General features: G+C 66.5%; 16 protein-coding genes. 14 read left to right on the top strand and 2 right to left on the bottom strand.

The window, feature by feature from the left end; all coding sequences use genetic code 11:
* Positions 1–6: 6 nt before the first annotated feature.
* Genes FOB72_RS28325 through FOB72_RS28290 form a run of 8 tightly spaced genes read left to right on the top strand, consistent with a single transcriptional unit; the run spans position 7 to position 8488 of the window.
* The gene (locus FOB72_RS28325; RefSeq protein WP_150376430.1) at positions 7–2256 is read left to right on the top strand and encodes a tetratricopeptide repeat protein; all 2250 of its coding nucleotides are present in this window, start codon (positions 7–9) and stop codon (positions 2254–2256) included.
* The gene (rfbF, locus tag FOB72_RS28320) at positions 2253–3026 is read left to right on the top strand and encodes a glucose-1-phosphate cytidylyltransferase (RefSeq protein WP_150376428.1); all 774 of its coding nucleotides are present in this window, start codon (positions 2253–2255) and stop codon (positions 3024–3026) included. The genes FOB72_RS28325 and rfbF overlap by 4 nt, the downstream gene beginning before the upstream one ends.
* On the top strand, positions 3011–4102 hold the full coding sequence (gene rfbG / locus FOB72_RS28315) for a CDP-glucose 4,6-dehydratase (RefSeq protein WP_223851607.1): 1092 nt from the start codon (positions 3011–3013) through the stop codon (positions 4100–4102). The genes rfbF and rfbG overlap by 16 nt, the downstream gene beginning before the upstream one ends.
* Positions 4099–5352, top strand: coding sequence for a class I SAM-dependent methyltransferase (locus FOB72_RS28310; protein WP_150376426.1), 1254 nt, complete (start codon positions 4099–4101; stop codon positions 5350–5352). Before rfbG ends, FOB72_RS28310 begins: the two co-directional genes overlap by 4 nt.
* Complete coding sequence (gene rfbC / locus FOB72_RS28305) at positions 5349–5909, top strand: dTDP-4-dehydrorhamnose 3,5-epimerase (RefSeq protein ID WP_150376424.1); 561 nt, start codon at positions 5349–5351, stop codon at positions 5907–5909. The genes FOB72_RS28310 and rfbC overlap by 4 nt, the downstream gene beginning before the upstream one ends.
* A gap of 46 nt (positions 5910–5955) precedes the next feature.
* Positions 5956–7026, top strand: coding sequence for an FkbM family methyltransferase (locus FOB72_RS28300; RefSeq protein ID WP_150376422.1), 1071 nt, complete (start codon positions 5956–5958; stop codon positions 7024–7026).
* Positions 7027–7034: 8 nt separating this feature from the next.
* Positions 7035–7844: an NAD-dependent epimerase/dehydratase family protein gene (locus FOB72_RS28295; RefSeq protein ID WP_150376420.1), complete on the top strand. Its 810-nt coding sequence runs from the start codon at positions 7035–7037 to the stop codon at positions 7842–7844.
* Complete coding sequence (locus FOB72_RS28290; RefSeq protein ID WP_191002289.1) at positions 7835–8488, top strand: hypothetical protein; 654 nt, start codon at positions 7835–7837, stop codon at positions 8486–8488. Before FOB72_RS28295 ends, FOB72_RS28290 begins: the two co-directional genes overlap by 10 nt.
* A 14-nt stretch (positions 8489–8502) precedes the next feature.
* Here the strand turns inward: FOB72_RS28290 and fliE are convergent, their stop codons facing one another.
* Entirely contained in the window at positions 8503–8826 is a 324-nt protein-coding gene (gene fliE / locus FOB72_RS28285) for a flagellar hook-basal body complex protein FliE (RefSeq protein ID WP_150376418.1), read from the bottom strand.
* Between the two features lie 396 nt (positions 8827–9222).
* Between fliE and fliF the strand changes: the two genes are divergently transcribed.
* From fliF to FOB72_RS28255, 6 genes are read left to right on the top strand one after another with little or no spacing between them, the layout of a single operon-like run.
* Positions 9223–10908, top strand: a complete 1686-nt coding sequence (gene fliF, locus FOB72_RS28280) for a flagellar basal-body MS-ring/collar protein FliF (protein WP_150376416.1) — start codon at positions 9223–9225, stop codon at positions 10906–10908.
* Positions 10895–11908: a flagellar motor switch protein FliG gene (gene fliG / locus FOB72_RS28275; RefSeq protein ID WP_150376414.1), complete on the top strand. Its 1014-nt coding sequence runs from the start codon at positions 10895–10897 to the stop codon at positions 11906–11908. The genes fliF and fliG overlap by 14 nt, the downstream gene beginning before the upstream one ends.
* Positions 11895–12704 carry a flagellar assembly protein FliH gene (fliH, locus tag FOB72_RS28270; RefSeq protein ID WP_150376412.1) on the top strand — a complete coding sequence of 270 codons (810 nt, stop codon included), beginning with the start codon at positions 11895–11897 and terminating at the stop codon, positions 12702–12704. The genes fliG and fliH overlap by 14 nt, the downstream gene beginning before the upstream one ends.
* Positions 12697–14166 (top strand): flagellar protein export ATPase FliI, encoded by a 1470-nt coding sequence (fliI, locus tag FOB72_RS28265; protein WP_223851606.1) that lies wholly within the window; start codon positions 12697–12699, stop codon positions 14164–14166. Before fliH ends, fliI begins: the two co-directional genes overlap by 8 nt.
* Positions 14159–14620 carry a flagellar export protein FliJ gene (gene fliJ, locus FOB72_RS28260; protein WP_150376410.1) on the top strand — a complete coding sequence of 154 codons (462 nt, stop codon included), beginning with the start codon at positions 14159–14161 and terminating at the stop codon, positions 14618–14620. Before fliI ends, fliJ begins: the two co-directional genes overlap by 8 nt.
* Positions 14621–14639: 19 nt before the next feature.
* Positions 14640–16187 carry a flagellar hook-length control protein FliK gene (locus tag FOB72_RS28255; RefSeq protein ID WP_150376408.1) on the top strand — a complete coding sequence of 516 codons (1548 nt, stop codon included), beginning with the start codon at positions 14640–14642 and terminating at the stop codon, positions 16185–16187.
* 76 nt (positions 16188–16263) lie between these two features.
* Here FOB72_RS28255 and FOB72_RS28250 read toward each other — a convergent pair whose 3' ends face one another.
* On the bottom strand, positions 16264–16644 hold the full coding sequence (locus tag FOB72_RS28250) for a hypothetical protein (protein WP_150376406.1): 381 nt from the start codon (positions 16642–16644) through the stop codon (positions 16264–16266).
* Positions 16645–16712: the final 68 nt, after the last annotated feature.

Below are 16712 nucleotides of genomic sequence, written 5' to 3'. Positions count from 1 at the left end.
AATGCCATGAATAAAAACGTCTCGATGAGCCCCGCGCAGCGCCTCATCCAGCAGGCCTGGGCGGCCCACGCATCCGGCAGATTCGCGGAGGCCATCAAGCTTGCGGGGACTGCCAAGCGCAGTGGCGCCAGCCTCGCGGACGCGAGCTACATCGAAGCCGTCGCGATGTCCGGACTGGGCCGCAATGCGGAGGCCAAGGCGCTGGGCGAAGCCAGCCTGAAGCGCTTTCCCAACCATGCCGGGTTTCTCGGCATGCTGGGCACGCTGGAGCTCCAGCTCGAGAATTTCGACGTCGCGGCAAAGCTGCTGAAAAGCAGCCTGGACCTGCAACCCGAGGTCGGCCATCTGTGGCAGGCCTATGGCGCGGCGATGTTCGCGCTCGGTCATTACAACGACGCGCGAATCGCCGGCGAGCGTGCCGTGGCGCTGCTGCCGAACGACCCCGCCGTGGTCGGCAACTACGCGAGCGCGCTGCGGGAATCGGGCGCCACCATGGAGGCGATTCCGGTGATGCGCCAGGCCTGCGCGCTGGATCCCCTGCAGCGCATCAACCGCTCGAACCTGCTGTTTACGATTCTCTACGACGAGACCATCGGCGCCGAGCAGCTGCGGCGAGAAGCCACCGACTGGGCGGAAACGCTGGCCCGCATGCCGATCGACGGAAAACTGCCCGAATTGAGCGGCAGCGATGGCGACAAGATTCGCATCGGCATCCTCTCGAACGACTTGCGCCGCCATGCGGTCGCCTACTTCCTGATTCCCCTGATCGCGAACATCGATCGCACCCGCTTCGAAGTGCATCTGTTCTCGCTCACGAGCGTGACCGACAACGTCACGCAGAAGATCCGCCAGTATGCGGAGAGCTTTCAGGATGTGTCGAAGCTGAAGGAGGCCGAAGTCGTCAGGCGCATCCGCGCCGCACGTTGCGACGTCATGGTGGACCTCGGTGGGTACACGGGCGCATCGCCGCTGCAATACATGGTGCACAGGCTCGCGCCAAAGCAGCTGACCTGGCTTGGATACCCGGGCACGACGGGTATGAAGGAGATCGAGTATCGCGTGACCGACTGGACGGCCGACCCCGCGGGATTCGAGCACAACTACAGCGAGAAGCTGCTGCGTGCGCCGATCTTCAGCGCGTTCCATCCGATGGTCACCAATCCGCTGTTCATCTACGAGCCGAAGTATCGCGTGTGTCCGACGCCCGCGCTGGAGAATGGCTACATCACGTTCGGCTCGTGCAATCACATCGCCAAGCTCGGCCCCAAGACCATGCGTCTGTGGAGCGCGGTACTCGCGCGCTGCCCCAACTCGCGGCTGCTGGTGGAAGCCGCGGGATGCGACCGCGAAAGCGTGCGCGAGATGTTGCGCACGCGCATGGAACAGCACGGCATCGACACCAGCCGCGTGGATATGATTCCGCGCGATGGCGCCAATCAGTACCTCACCTACCATCGCATCGACATCGCACTGGACACCGCGCCGGTCACCGGCGGCACCACCACCTGCGATGCGATCTGGATGGGCGTGCCCGTCGTCACCTTCGCGGGTGACACGTTCCATCAGCGCGTGTCCACCCCGTTCCTGCGCGCGGCCGGCCTCGACGAACTCATCTGCGAAACCGAGGAGCGCTACATCGAAGTGGCATGCGCGCTCGCGTCCGATATCGCGCAGCTGGACGGCATTCGCCAGTCGATTCGCCCGCGTGCCGAGAAAAGCGAGATGTTCGACGCCCCCCGCTTCGCCACCTGGTTCGAGGACGAGGTGACCGAGATGGTCAGGGAATTCAAGCCCACCTCCCACGAACGCGTGGCGCGCAGGGAAGGCGTGTTCTTTGGCGGTACCTGGTATCCGGCGGAAGACCTCGTGCTGTCGGTGGCCGCGCATCTGCATCTGCGCGAATACGGCCCGCTGCGCAACGTGCTGGAGAACCTGACGTCCACCTGGTATCGCCACTGGATGATCGCGTACGGGCTCGCCGAAATCAAATACGCGGAAGGCAAGCACGAAGAGGCCATCGAGCTGCTGGTGGAGGCCATCGGCATGCGTCCGTACGCATTGCCCCTGTACCGAAAGCTCGGCATCTGGATGGACGAGCAGGGCCTCGACAAGTCGGCACTCGCCCAACTGCTGGACGACCAGTTCGGCCTGGCGCTGGAAACGCTGGAAGCTTCGGCGGTACCCGACGTGTTCGAGATCCTTGGCATCACCATCGAGCGCATCGACAACAACGTGGCGGAGGAAGCAACCGCATGAAAGCCGTGATCCTCGCCGGTGGCCTTGGCACCCGCATCTCCGAAGAGTCGCACCTGCGCCCCAAACCGATGATCGAGATCGGCGGCAAGCCGATTCTCTGGCACATCATGAAGATGTACTCGGCGCACGGCGTGAACGAGTTCGTCATCTGCCTCGGCTACAAGGGCTACGTCATCAAGGAGTACTTCGCCAACTACTTCCTGCACATGTCCGACGTGACGTTCGATATGCGCGAGAACCGCATGGCCGTGCATCACCGCAAGGCCGAGCCGTGGAGCGTGACGCTCGTGGACACCGGCGAGGACTCCATGACCGGCGGACGCCTGCGCCGCGTGCGCGAATACCTGGAACCCGGCGAAGCGTTCTGCTTCACCTACGGGGACGGAGTTTCCGACATCGACATCAGCCGCGAAATCGCATTCCACCGCTCGCATGGCCGCCAGGCGACCGTTGCCGCCGTGCAGCCGCCGGGCCGTTACGGTGCGCTGGAGCGGACCGGCCATGATCTCGTCAGCGGTTTCACCGAGAAGCCGCGCGGCGATGGCGCATGGATCAATGGTGGCTTCTTCGTGCTGCAGCCCGAGGTGATCGACCTGATCGAGAGCGATGGCATCTCGTGGGAAGAAGCGCCGATGCGCGAGCTGGCCGGCAGCGGGCAGATGGCGGCGTTCGAACATACGGGGTTCTGGCAGCCCATGGACACGCTGCGCGAGAAGAATCTTCTCGAAGACCTCTGGCAATCGGGCAAGGCACCGTGGAAGATCTGGTAACGACGCCGGGCCCCGCGAACGTCTTCGCGGCCTATCGCGGGCGACGCGTTTTCATCACGGGCCACACCGGCTTCAAGGGCGCGTGGCTGGCCCTGCTGCTCGCGCGCTTCGAGGCGCAGGTGAGCGGCTATGCGCTCGCGCCCAATACCGAGCCGAGCCTGTTCCATGCGGCCGATGTCAGGTCGGCACTGGAGCGCCATACGATCGCCGATGTGCGCGACGCGGGCGCGCTCTCGCAGGCCATGCGGGACGCACAGCCCGAGATCGTGCTGCACCTTGCCGCGCAGCCGCTCGTGCGCGCGAGTTATCGCGATCCCGCACAGACGTGGTCCACCAACGTCATGGGCACCGTGAACCTGCTCGATGCCGTGCGCGCCTGTCCGTCGGTGCGCGCCGTGATCGTGGTCACCACCGACAAGTGCTACGACAACAAGGAATGGCTCTGGGGTTATCGCGAGACCGATGCGCTCGGCGGTCACGACCCCTACAGCGCCAGCAAGGCAGGCACTGAACTGGTCGCGGCCAGCTATCGCAAGTCGTTTCTGGCCGAACGCGGCGTGCTGCTTGCCACCGCGCGCGCCGGCAACGTGATCGGCGGCGGCGACTGGTCCGAAGACAGGCTGATTCCCGACGCGGCCCGCGCCACCGCCGCGGGCCGCGCGCTGGAGATCCGCAGCCCGCACGCGACGCGGCCCTGGCAACACGTCCTCGAGGCGCTCCATGGCTATCTGCGGCTCGGCAACCGCCTGCTCGATGGCGACGCGACGCTGGCCGACGCGTTCAACTTCGGGCCGGAGCCGCGCGACAACGTCCCCGTTGCCGCGGTGCTGAACGGCCTGCGGTCTCACTGGCCCGAGCTGGCCTGGAAACATTGCCCGCCACCGGGCGCCGCGCCGCACGAAGCGCACAACCTGTACCTCGACGCGGCGCGTGCCCGCACCGTCCTGGGCTGGACACCACGCTGGACGCTCGAGGAAGCACTGGCCGCCACGGCGCGGTGGTACCGCACGGTCCAGCTTGCGCCCTCAGAGGCACGCGCCATCACTGAACAACAGATCGGGCAATTCTGCGCATGAACGCTCAACTCAACGCTCACCCTGCGAACTGCCGCGCCTGCGGCGCGCCGCTGGCACACACGATGGTGGACCTCGGCCTGTCGCCGGTCTCCAACGCCTTTATCAAGCCCGAGCATATCGCGCGCGGGGAGATGTTCTATCCCCTGCACGCCATGGTGTGCGACAGCTGCTGGCTCGTGCAGCTTCGCGACGCCACCCCGGCGGAGACGCATTTCCACGACGATTACGTGTACTTCTCGTCGTTCTCCACGTCCTGGCTCGAACACGCGCGCCGCTATGTCGAGGCGATGACCGCGCGCTTCGGACTGAACCGCAACAGCCGCGTGATGGAAGTGGCCAGCAACGACGGCTACCTGCTGCAGTATTTCCAGCAGGCCGGCGTGCCCTGCCTTGGCATCGAGCCGTCGGCCAACACCGGCGAAGCCGCGCGCGCGAAGGGCATCGACAGTCGCGAGCTGTTCTTCGGCGAGCGCACCGCGCGCGCGCTGTGCGTGGAGGGCTGGCAGGTGGATCTGCTGCTCGGTAACAATGTGCTGGCGCACGTCCCCGATATCAACGACTTCGTGGGCGGCATGCCGGTGGTGCTGAAACCGGAAGGCGTGGTGACGCTCGAGTTTCCGCATCTGCTGCGCCTGCTGGAGCAGAACCAGTTCGACACGCTGTACCACGAGCACTATTCCTACCTGTCGCTGACCGCGCTGGTGCCCATCCTCGCGCGGGCGGGCCTGCGCGTGTTCGACATCGAGCATCTGCCCACGCATGGCGGCAGTCTGCGGTTGTTTGCCTGCCACAACGGCGCGAAGCATTCCACCTCGGCCAACGTCCAGGCATGCCTGGACGAGGAACTCCGCGGCGGGCTGACTTCGGTCGAGCGATACACGGCGTTCTCCGAGGGTGTACGCCGTGCCCGTATCGATCTGCTCGCCTTCCTGATCGATGCGCGCCGCAAGGGCAAGCGCGTGGCGGCCTACGGCGCCGCGGCCAAGGGCAACACGTTGCTGAACTACTGCGGCATCGACTCGGACCTGATCGAGTACGTCGTGGACCGCAACCCCGCGAAGCAGAACAAGCTGCTGCCGGGCTCGCGCATTCCCGTGCTGGCGCCGGAAGCCATCGATGCACGGCGGCCCGACTACCTCGTCATCCTGCCCTGGAACATCAAGGACGAGGTGATGGAACAGATGTCGGGCATCCGCGCCTGGGGCGGCCGCTTCGTGGTGGCCATCCCGGAAACCGTGGTGCTGCCGTGATCTTCACGCCGGCCCGCATCGCGGGCGCCTGGATCGTCGATCCCGAGCCGCTGGCCGACGAGCGCGGCTTCTTTGCCCGTACCGTCTGCGTGGAAACCTTCGCGGCGCATGGCATCGACGCGCGCTTTGCGCAGCAGAGCGTGTCGCGCAATACGCGCGCGGGCATCCTCCGCGGCATGCATTTCCAGCAAGGCGAGCACGCCGAAGACAAGCTCGTTCGCGTGACGACGGGCGCCGTGCACGACGTGATCCTCGACCTGCGCGCCGACTCCCCGACGTATCTGCAGTGGCAGGCCGTGGTGCTCGACGCGCAGATGCAGCGGGCCATTTATATCCCCAAGGGCGTGGCGCACGGTTTTCAAACGCTGTCGCCCCTGTCCGAGGTGTTTTACCAGATGACGGTACCTTTCGCGCCGGGCAGCAGTGCCGGCGTGCGCTGGGACGATGCCGACATCGGCATCGTCTGGCCCGATTGCGCGGAGCGGCTGATTTCCGCGAAAGACCTTGCCTTACCCACGCTGGCCGCACTGACGGCATCGACCGATCAGGCCGGCTGATCCTCTGATTCAACCTGAACACTGACTACCCGAAGCGGAGCCACCCATGACGACCGAACATTTGCAGAAGCTTTCCGACGCGTTGCGCACGGTGGGCGGCAGCGCCGCCGCCCGCGACAAGGTCATTGCCCTGTGCAAGAACATCGAGCAGGACCTTTCCGGCTACGAAGGCAGCGTGCGCGACGACATCACCGGTCCGATCGTCGATGCCATGTACAACGAAGAATCGCGCCTGCGGAAAACGCTGTCCGACGGCACGGTATTCGAGTTCCTGTACCGCACGAAGATCGCGCGCGATTTCCTGATGAGCTCCCCGTCAGCGCCGGACCACGTATGGGAACCGCAGACCACGAAGCTGCTGGTCCGCCTGTGCGAGCGCGGCGGCCACGCCGTGGTGGGTGGCGCCTACTTTGGCGATCAGGTCATCCTGATGGCGCGCCAGCTGGCCCGCGCGGGCGGTACCTGCCACGCATTCGAGCCCAACGCCGACCAGCTCGGCATGCTGCGCAACAACGCGCAACTGAACAATGTGGAGAACATTCGCAGCTGGCGCCTGGGCCTGTGGTCCGACAGCACCACGCAGCTGCGCCTGGTCGGCCATGACTCGTTCGCGCACGCCGAGCAGACCACGGATCAGACCGGCAGCGACAGCTTCATGACCGTGACGATCGACGACTACTGCGCCCAGCAGAATGTGGACAAGCTGAGCCTGATCATGCTCGACATCGAAGGCGCGGAGCTGAACGTGTTCAAGGGCGCGGCCAGGCAACTGGCCCGCCCGGCCGGCGAGGCACCCAATCTGGTCTTCGAAGTGCACCGCCACTACGTCGACTGGAGCCGCGGCCTCGAGAACGCCGAAATCGTCACGATGCTCAAGGGGTACGGCTACCACGTCTACGCCGTGCGCGACTTCAACTCGAATGTCGATATGCAGGGCCGCCCCGTGGAACTGGTGCCGGTGGACAACGTCTTCCTCGAAGGCCCCGCGCACGGCTTCAACATGGTTGCCGTCAAGGAGCCCGGTCTGCTCGAGGGTAATGGCTTCGCGGTCGTTCCCGGCGTCAGCCCGAAGCTGCTCTGGCACCGCGATCCGGCGCTGCACCACCCGGTCAACTGAGGAACGCGATGCGCTGTACCGTCATCGGCGGCGCCGGCTTCGTCGGCAGCCGCCTGGCCAGCACCCTGCGGCAGGCCGGCCATGAAGTCTGGGTCCCCGCGCGCGGGGACCGGGCGCTGTTCAACCGCGATCTCGGCCGCGTCTACTACTGCGCGGGGCTGACCGCCGATTACGCGGCGCGTCCGTACGATACGGTGGCGGCGCACGTCACGCTGCTGTCCGACGTGCTGCGTGCGAACCGCTACGACCATCTGGTCTATCTGTCGTCCACGCGGCTTTACGACGCATCGCAGCTGCCCCAGGGCGACGAGGCGGCGGCGCTGACCCTGCAGCCCGCCAACCCGCGCGCGCTCTACGATTTCTCGAAAGGGCTCGGCGAGAACCTGTGCCTGACCGTCGCCGAGGGCCGTACCGCCGTGGCACGGCTGTCGTGCGTATTCGACTGGACGCCGGACTCCCCGGGATTCCTTTCCGAATGGCTCGTGCGCGCCGCCGGCGAACGCACGTTCCGGCTCGACAGCGACGCCGGCTTCGTGCGCGACTATATCCACCTCGATGATGTCGTCGAAGCGCTGATCGGCATTTCGACGCGCGGCGCGGGCGGCATCTTCAACGTGGCCAGCGGCGAGAACGTGTCCAACGGCGAGCTGGCGGAAGTGTTCAACGGTGCGGGATGGGATGTGACGATGGCACGCAAGTCGCCCACGCAACGCGCCGCGGTGTGCAGCACGGCCGCGCTGCGCGCGCTGGGCGTCGTGCCCCGCGACGTGCGCACCGTGGTAGCCGGTTATCTTGCGGGGATTCGCCCATGGAACTGATTGGACAGACGCGCGATTCGCTGGCGGCCTATACCTGCGCGCAGGTGGCCAACCTCGTGCCGGACGGCCGCAACGACGGTTTGCTGCCGGTGGTGTCGCGCCATATGGACGAGGCGCTCGCGCGCACGGGGCGTTGCATCGATGCGGTGCGCATGTGGCGCCCCGGCCAGTTCAACTACCTGCACTCGTCGCAGTACTGCCAGTACCTGTATTACCTGGCCAACACGATCTGGCGCAACGAGCGCCACGGCGAGGCGTGCACGAAGCTGTTCCTGCTCAACAAGGCGCTGAATGCGATCGATCTGTTCTACGAGATCGAGATGCCCGAAGTGTTCTTCATCGGCCATTCGGTCGGCATCGTGCTGGCCAAGGCCACGTATGGGAACTATCTGGTGCTCTACCAGAACTCGACGGTGGGGAAGAATCACGGCATTGCACCCGTGATTGGCGACGGCGTGGTGATGTATCCCAACACGGCCATCATTGGGCGCAGCCATGTGCGCAATGGCTCGGTCATCGCACAGGGCGTGAGCGTATTGAACCGCGACACCCCGGGCGACTGCCTCGTCTATGCCGGCACGGCCGGCGACCTCGTCTGCAAGCCCGCGCAGGAGCGCGCAGCCGAGGAGTACTTCCGTCTCTGATCTTCCGTCTCTGATCAGACGGGCATGTTCATCATTTCCTGATACGCAGCCGCCAGGCGGTTGCGCACCTGCACGGCGGTCTGGAACGAGACGTTCGCCTTCTGCAGGTCGATCATCACGTCATTCAGCGCCACGCCGGGCTTGCCGAGTTCAAATGCCTCCGCCTGGTTGTTGGCGTGTTCCTGCGCGGCGTTGACGCGCGCGAGCGAGCGCTGCAGTTCACCGGCAAAGCCGCTCGTGGTAGCGGCCTGGGCCGAAGCCGCGCCGCCGCCGGCCGCGGTCTGGGCCAGGCCGCGCAACTGCTGCAGCATGCTTTCGATGGAAGAAATCGTGGTCATGTCGTAGATCGGTCCAGCAAAGGTTGGAAATCGGGATCGAAACCGCCCTCGAGACGCATGATGCGGCGAACGCATCACAACAAGATGGCTTCTCACCTGTTTCGGCCCTCGCACTGTAGACCCGGCCCGTCTCCATCCAAAGGTTGAAATCACGCGGAAAACCTCGCCTATTCAGTCGATTGTGGATCGACCGTTTGGCCGATGATCGCTACCGTGCCGAATCTGGCGTGCGGTCGTGAGTTCCCCGGCCGTTCGCCTTGGCGACCATCCATAACCTTCGCGGGGAGTACGCGTGTTTTCTCAGCAGCGTAATGAGAGCCGTGCCGAAATGACTAACGGCAAGACCAGCCAGAGTGGCAAGGGCAGGGTTTCCCCGGCCAATCCGGAGACGCGTGCATGAACGCCGCCGCAGCCCTGCCGGGCGGCTCCGCGCTGCTCGACAAGATCAAGGCCAATCCACGCCTGCCGCTGATGCTTGGCGGTGCCGCGCTGGCCGCCGCCATCGCCGTCGGTGTGATGTGGTCCCGTGCCCCCGACTACAAGGTCCTGTACACCAACCTGTCGGAGCGTGACGGCGGCGCAGTGATCGCCTCCCTCCAGCAGATGAACGTGCCGTACAAGTTCGCCGAAGGCGGCGGTGCGGTCATGGTGCCGGCCGACAAGGTGCACGAGATGCGCCTGCGCCTGGCTTCGCAGGGCCTGCCGAAGAGCGGCACCGCGGGCATGGAGCTCATGGACAACCAGAAGTTCGGCATCAGCCAGTTCGCCGAACAGGTCAACTACCAGCGCGGTCTCGAGGGCGAGCTCTCCCGCTCGATCGAATCGATCGCCGCCGTGCAGTCCGCGCGCGTTCACCTCGCGATTCCGAAGCCCACGCTGTTCGTGCGCGAGCGTCAGAAGCCCACCGCGTCGATCGTGCTCCAGCTCTATCCGGGCCGCGCGATCGACGAGGGCCAGGTCGCCGCGATCAGCCACCTGGTGTCGTCGAGCGTCCCCGAACTGACCCCGAAGTCGATCTCGATCGTCGATCAGCACGGCAACCTGCTGTCCGGCAACGGCGACCGCTCGCTGGACGCGACGCAGCTCAAGTTCGTGCAGCAAGTCGAGCAGAACTACGTCAAGCGCGTGGAAGCCATCCTCGCGCCGATCGTCGGCAAGGACAATGTGCACGCGCAGGTCACCGCGGACGTGGACTTCTCCACGGTCGAGCACACCGACGAGAGCTACAAGCCCAACCAGGATCCGTCGAACGCCGCGATCCGCAGCCAGCAGTCGAGCGAGTCCAGCCAGGAAGGCGCGGCACCGGTCGGCGGCGTGCCCGGCGCGCTGTCGAACCAGCCGCCCGCCGCCGCGCAGGCACCGATCGCCAACCCGCAGCCGCCGCGCCAGCCGGGTCAGCCGAACCCGCCGCCCGCGCAGGCCAACCAGGCCAGCACGCAGACCGGCACCGCCGAGAAGACCGGCCCGCGCAGCAACCGTCGCGATACCACCACCAACTACGAACTCGACCGCACCGTGCGCCACGTGCAACAGGCACCGGGCGGCGTCAAGCGCCTGTCGGTCGCGGTGGTCGTGAACTACCGCCAGAAGGCCGATGCCAAGGGCAAGATGGTCGCCGAGCCGCTGCCGGCCACGATGCTGACGCAGATCGAGAACCTGACCAAGGAAGCGATGGGTTACTCGAGCGATCGTGGCGACTCGCTGAACGTGGTCAACAGCCCGTTCACCGACGACCGCGTGATCGAGCCCGAAGTGCCGCTGTGGAAACAACCGCAAATGATCGATCTCGCCAAGACCGGCGTCGGCTACCTGCTGCTCGCGATCCTCGCGCTGTTCCTGTGGTTCAAGGTGGCACGCCCGGTGGTGCGCAAGTACACCGCGCCGCCGCTGCCCGCGCCGACCGAAGCCGACGCCACCACGGAAGCCGTGCTGCTGCCGCCGGAAGAAACGACGAATCCGGAGCTGCTGCGCCTCGCGGCCAAGTACGAAAGCGATCTCGCCCTGGTGCGCGACGCCGCGCAACGCGACCCGCGTCTGGTCGCCAGCGTAATCAAGCAATGGATGGCCAATGACGAACGCTAAGTCCACCTCCCCTGAAAAGGGTCTGCAGAAGAGCGCCATCCTGATGATGGCGATCGGCGAAGATTCCGCAGCAGAGGTCTTCAAGCATCTGTCGCCGCGCGAAGTGCAGGGCCTCGGCTCCGCCATGGCCAGCCTGTCGTCCGTGACGCGCGAGGAAATGGCCGAGGTACTCGCCGAGTTCCGCGGCGAGACCGAACAGTACCTGGCGCTCAACGTCGATTCGAGCTCGTTCATCAAGAGCGTCCTCAACAAGGCGCTGGGCGAAGAGCGCGCGCTGTCCGTCATCGAGGACATCCTCGAGTCCCGCGACCCGGGCGGCGGCATCGATTCGCTGAACTGGATGGATGCCACGTCGGTGGCCGAGCTGATCAAGGACGAGCATCCGCAGATCATCGCGACCATCCTCATCCACCTGGATCGCCAGAAGTCCTCCGAAGTGCTGGGCTTCTTCACCGACCGCCTGCGCAACGACGTGATCCTGCGTATCGCCACGTTCGGTGGCGTGCAGCCGGGCGCGCTGCAGGAACTGACCGACGTGCTGACCAAGCTGCTGGCGGGCCAGAGCCTGAAGCGCAGCCGCATGGGCGGTGTCCGTACGGCGGCCGAGATCATCAACCTGATGAGCACGGCGCACGAGGAAGCGGTCATCGACGGCGTGCGCACGCACGACGCGGACCTCGCGCAGAAGATCATCGACGAGATGTTCCTGTTCGAGAACCTGCTCGAAGTGGACGATCGCGGTATCCAGCGCGTGCTCAAGGAAGTTGCCACCGAGTCGCTCATCGTGGCGCTCAAGGGTGCACAGCAGGAACTGCGCGACAAGTTCATCCGCAACATGTCCACCCGCGCCGGCGAGATGCTGCGCGAGGACCTCGATGCGCTGGGCCCGGTTCGTGTGTCGCAGGTCGAGGCCGAGCAGAAGGCCATCCTGCAGGTGGTGAGACGCCTGGCGGAAGCCGGCGAAATCCAGATCGGCGGAGGCGACGATGCCTATGTCTGAACGCGGCTTTTCCGCAAGCCGCGGGTTTTCCGGCGGCAACGCGACCCTCAAGTCGGAATCCCGCTCGGATCTGAGCGACGACGGCTTTCAGGCATTCGGCGCGCCGCGCGGCGTCTCGCGCGGCCGTGGCGACAGCTGGCAGCGCTGGCAGATGGTCTCGCTCGATCCGCGAGATCGGCTCAAGGCGCTCGAGGCGCAGTTGCCTGTCGAGCCGCCGCCCCCGCCGCCGATCGACTTCGAAGCCCTCGATGCGATGCGCGAAGGCGCGCGCAAGGAAGGCTATGCGCAGGGCTACAGCCAGGGCCAGACACAGGGCTATGGCGACGGTCACCGCGAAGGCTATGCGCGCGGCCTGGAGTCCGCGCGCAATGAAGCCGCACGGCTGCAGGAACTGGCCGGCAACTTCCGCGATGCGCTCGGACGCGTCGATGCCGAGATCTCCGACGCGCTGATCTCGCTCGCGCTCGACGTGGCGCGCCAGCTCGTGCGCAAGACGATGGAACTCGACCCCGCGGCGCTGCTGCCGGCCGCGCGCGAACTGCTGACGGCCGAGCCCGCGCTCGCCGGCTCGCCCGCGCTGCTGCTCAACCCCGAGGATGTGCCGCTCGTGGAAACGCATCTGCGCGGCGAACTCGAAGCGGCCGGCTGGACCGTCCGCCCCGATCCATCCATCGCGCGCGGCGGCTGCATTGCCAGCGCCGCCAGCGGCGAGCTCGATGCGAGCCTCGCCACGCGCTGGAGCCGCGTCGTGAAGGCACTGGGCCGCAACGATCCGTGGGAGCCGCCTCATGCGTGATGCGCAGGCGAACGTGCAAGGTGTCGCGCCAGCGCCGGCATCTACCGCCGCACAGCAGCACACGCACCTCTGGCGCGATGCGCTGACGTCGGCCTCGACGGGCCTCGCCGATCTCGACAGCAAGCGTACCTGCGGCCGCCTGACGCGCGCGGCGGGTCTCGTGCTCGAGGCCGTGGGCCTGCGCCTGCCCGTGGGCAGCGACTGCCTGATCGAGCTGCCGGCCGGCCAGCATGGCCATGGCGGCCCGCGCACGGCGGAAGCCGAAGTCGTGGGCTTCGGTGCCGATCGCCTGTACCTGATGCCGCAATCGGACGTCGTCGGCCTGGTGCCGGGCGCCCGTGTCTATCCGCTGGAACCGTCTCCGCTGCCGGCCGGCGTGGCCACGCCGCGCGAGCCCGGCTCCAAGCGTCTGCCCGTGGGTGAAGGCCTGCTGGGACGCGTGCTCGATGCCGCCGGTCGCCCGCTCGATGGCCTGGGCCCGATCACGGCCGCCAGCGAAGTGCCGCTGGCCGGTACGCAGATCAACCCGCTGACGCGCGCGCCGATCGAAACCGTGCTCGATACGGGCGTGCGGGCGATCAATGCGATGCTCACCGTTGGCCGCGGCCAGCGCATGGGCCTGTTCGCGGGCTCGGGCGTCGGCAAGAGCGTGCTGCTCGGCATGATGGCGCGCTATACCAACGCGGAAGTGATCGTGGTCGGCCTGATCGGCGAACGCGGCCGCGAAGTGAAGGAATTCATCGAGAACATCCTCGGCGAAGAAGGCCGCAAGCGTTCGGTCGTCGTGGCCGCGCCGGCCGATACCTCGCCGCTGCTGCGTATGCAGGGTGCCGCGTATGCGACGCGCCTTGCCGAATACTTCCGCGATCAGGGCCGCCATGTGCTGCTGATCATGGACTCGCTCACGCGTTACGCGATGGCCCAGCGCGAGATCGCGCTCGCCATCGGCGAACCGCCCGCCACCAAGGGCTATCCGCCCTCGGTCTTCGCCAAGCTGCCGACGCTCGTCGAGCGCACGGGCAACGGCCCCGAAGGCGGTGGCTCGATCACGGCCTTCTATACGGTGCTGACCGAAGGCGACGATCAGCAGGATCCGATCGCCGACTCGGCCCGCGCGATTCTCGACGGCCATATCGTGCTGTCGCGTAGTCTCGCCGAGGCTGGACACTATCCGGCCATCGACGTCGAAGCATCCATCAGTCGTGCCATGACGGCACTGATCGACGCGCCGCAGTTTGCCTCCGTACGGCGTTTCAAGCAGTTGATGTCTCGCTACCAGCGCAATCGCGACCTGATCAGCGTCGGCGCCTATGTGCCCGGCAGCGATCCGGAGGTGGACCTCGCGATTCGCCTGCATTCGCGCATGGAGGCCTTCCTGCAGCAGGACATCCCCGAGCGCGCGGACTACGCGAACTCGGTTGCCCACCTGCATCAGCTATTCGAGAGGATGGAACATGCCTAAGCCCTCACCGCTGAATACGCTGGCCGATCTGGCCCAGGACAGCACCGACAAGGCCGCGCGCGAGCTCGGCCGCCTGCAGGGCCTGCGCACGCAGGCGGAGCAGCAGCTCAACGCGCTGACGCAGTATCGACAGGAATATCGCACGCGCATGCAGGCGATTGCGGCGGAGGGCATGACGTCGAGCCGCTGGCAGGACTTCTCGCGGTTTCTCGACTCGCTCGACCAGGCGATTCGCCACCAGACGAGCGCGCTGGCCAAGGCCGAGGCGGACCTGATTGCCGGCCGCGCCAACTGGCAGCATCAGAAGCGCCGCCAGAATTCGTTCGACACGCTGATCACGCGCGCGGAGACGCGCGAGCAGCAGATCGTCGCGCGCCGCGAGCAGCGTGCCAGCGACGAATTTGCAGCCCGTGCGGCGCGTGTCGCGCGGGAGCCGGCCAACGGCCAGAACTGAACTTCATTATCTGCCAACCATGATCGATATCAGCAAGATTCTCGGCACGGGCGCCGCGAAGGCAACCGGCACCGCCGGCGTCGGCGGCAGCACGATCGATGCCGCCTTCCAGGACGCCCTCTCCCGCGCGCGCGACAAGGCGCCGCGTCAGCAGAACAACGCGACGTCGCAGCCCGTCAACGTCGGCAAGCCGGCCAGCAAGGTAGCGGAGAAGGGAAACCAGAAGGCCGCCGAGAAGCCCGCGGACAAGCCGGCCGCGCAGGAAGCGAACAAGCCTGCCGACAAGTCCGCCAGCAAGTCGGATCCATCCGACGGCAAGACCACGCAGGCCGCCAAGGCGGACGAGGACAAGAAGGATACCGACACGGCGCAGAGCGCTGAAGACGCCGCGAAGGAAGCCGCAGCGGCGGCCGCGGCACTGGCGCTCGCGATGCTCGGCCAACCGCCGGCCCAGCAGACCACCGCAGGCAATGCCACCGATACGGTGGATCCCGCGCTTGCCGGCCTGAGCAGCCTGCCGGGTGTCAACGGCGCGGCGGGGACGGCCGCGCAACAGGGTGCCGCGACGAACCAGATCACCGCCACGTCGGCGGCCGCCGCCCAGGCAGCCGCGACTGCCGCAACACAGGCCGACGCAGCAGCCGCCCAGACGGATACGGTCGCCGCGCAGACCACGCTGCCGGCCGAGGTCAGCGTCACCAAGGCCACGACCATGAGCCCGGCCGACACGCTCGCGACCATCGCGCAGCAACGCGCCGCCGCGCAGGCCACGACCGGTACCGCCGACAAGCCCGCACAGCCGTCGATCACGCCGTCCGCGCTCGCCAATCAGGACGCGCATGGCGGCCAGACCGGCGGCCATTCGGGCAGCCAGCAATCGCAGGCAGGCCTCGGCCAGCCCGCGCAGGCCGCGCAGCCGCAGACGGCTGCCAATACCAGCGCGGCTGGCACCGCCGGCGCGAGCTACGCTGCCGCACAGGCCAATGCACGCACGGGCGAAGGCACCGACACCGGTGCCACCAACTCGAGCAGTGCTGCCACGCTGGCCTCGGCCATCGCGGCGCAGGCCCCGACGCCCGCCGCGCAAGCCACGGCTGCTGCCGCAGCCCGCGCCGTGGTCGCCCCGAACGTCGGCGACAACAACTGGTCGCAGGCACTGGGCCAGCATATGGTCCGGATGTCCACGCAAGGCAGCCAGACGGCCGAGCTCGATCTCAATCCGCCCAATCTCGGTCCGCTGAAGGTGGTGCTGAACGTCGTCAACGATCAGGCGCAAGCCCAGTTTGTATCCCCGCACCAGGCTGTCCGTGCCGCGGTGGAATCGGCACTGCCGCACCTCCGCACGTCGCTCGCGGAAAGCGGCATTCAGCTCGGCCATACGTCGGTGGGTTCGGAAGGTTTTGCGAATCAGGCGGGCAACGGCCAGCAGCAACAGCAGCGTCAATCGTTTGCTGGCGGCCAGGGGAGCAGCTTCGGCCAGGCTTCGAACTTCGGTAATGAACCGGCGGTGCCGGTGGCGCGCCCGCAGCGGGTGCTCGCGCAAGGCGAAGTGGATACGTTCGCCTGATGTCAGCCTGCTGCCCTCTCCGGTGCGAGAGGGCAGGCCCCCGCATCAGGCGCGGGCATCTGTGCCTGCACGGCCGCTATCGGTCCCGCGGGTCCCGCGGGTCCCGCTCGAGGATCTCGGCGGCATCGCGCTCGCGGAATTCGGCGGCATCGAAGTGCGTCGGCCACTCGCCGCCATGGGTCACGGCATCCAGCTCGATGGCATTCTCGTCTTCGAGCCAACACGCGAACGACCCGCCATCTTCGAGCCTCACGTGCTCGAAGGTCCAATCCCACTTGCGGCGATGCATGCCGGCGAGCGGCACCGAGAGCTGGATCCGCGTCAGAAACCCGACCTTGGTCTCGATCCGATGCTTTGCACGCAGGCCATCGATCTGCGCACGGATGGCGACACTCGTGGCATCGTCATCGCGGAATAGCTTGGACAGCGCATATTGTTCCTGAGCCGTGAGTCGCATCGGATTCATTTCCTTTATTAGAATTAAAGGCAAAAAAAGCCCGGCCGCATCGCGATAAGAACACCACC

The organism is Cupriavidus pauculus, from assembly GCF_008693385.1.
Lineage (GTDB): Bacteria > Pseudomonadota > Gammaproteobacteria > Burkholderiales > Burkholderiaceae > Cupriavidus > Cupriavidus pauculus_D.
The sequence above is the reverse complement of the archived record's forward strand: the minus strand, read 5'-3'. Positions and strand labels throughout refer to the sequence as shown.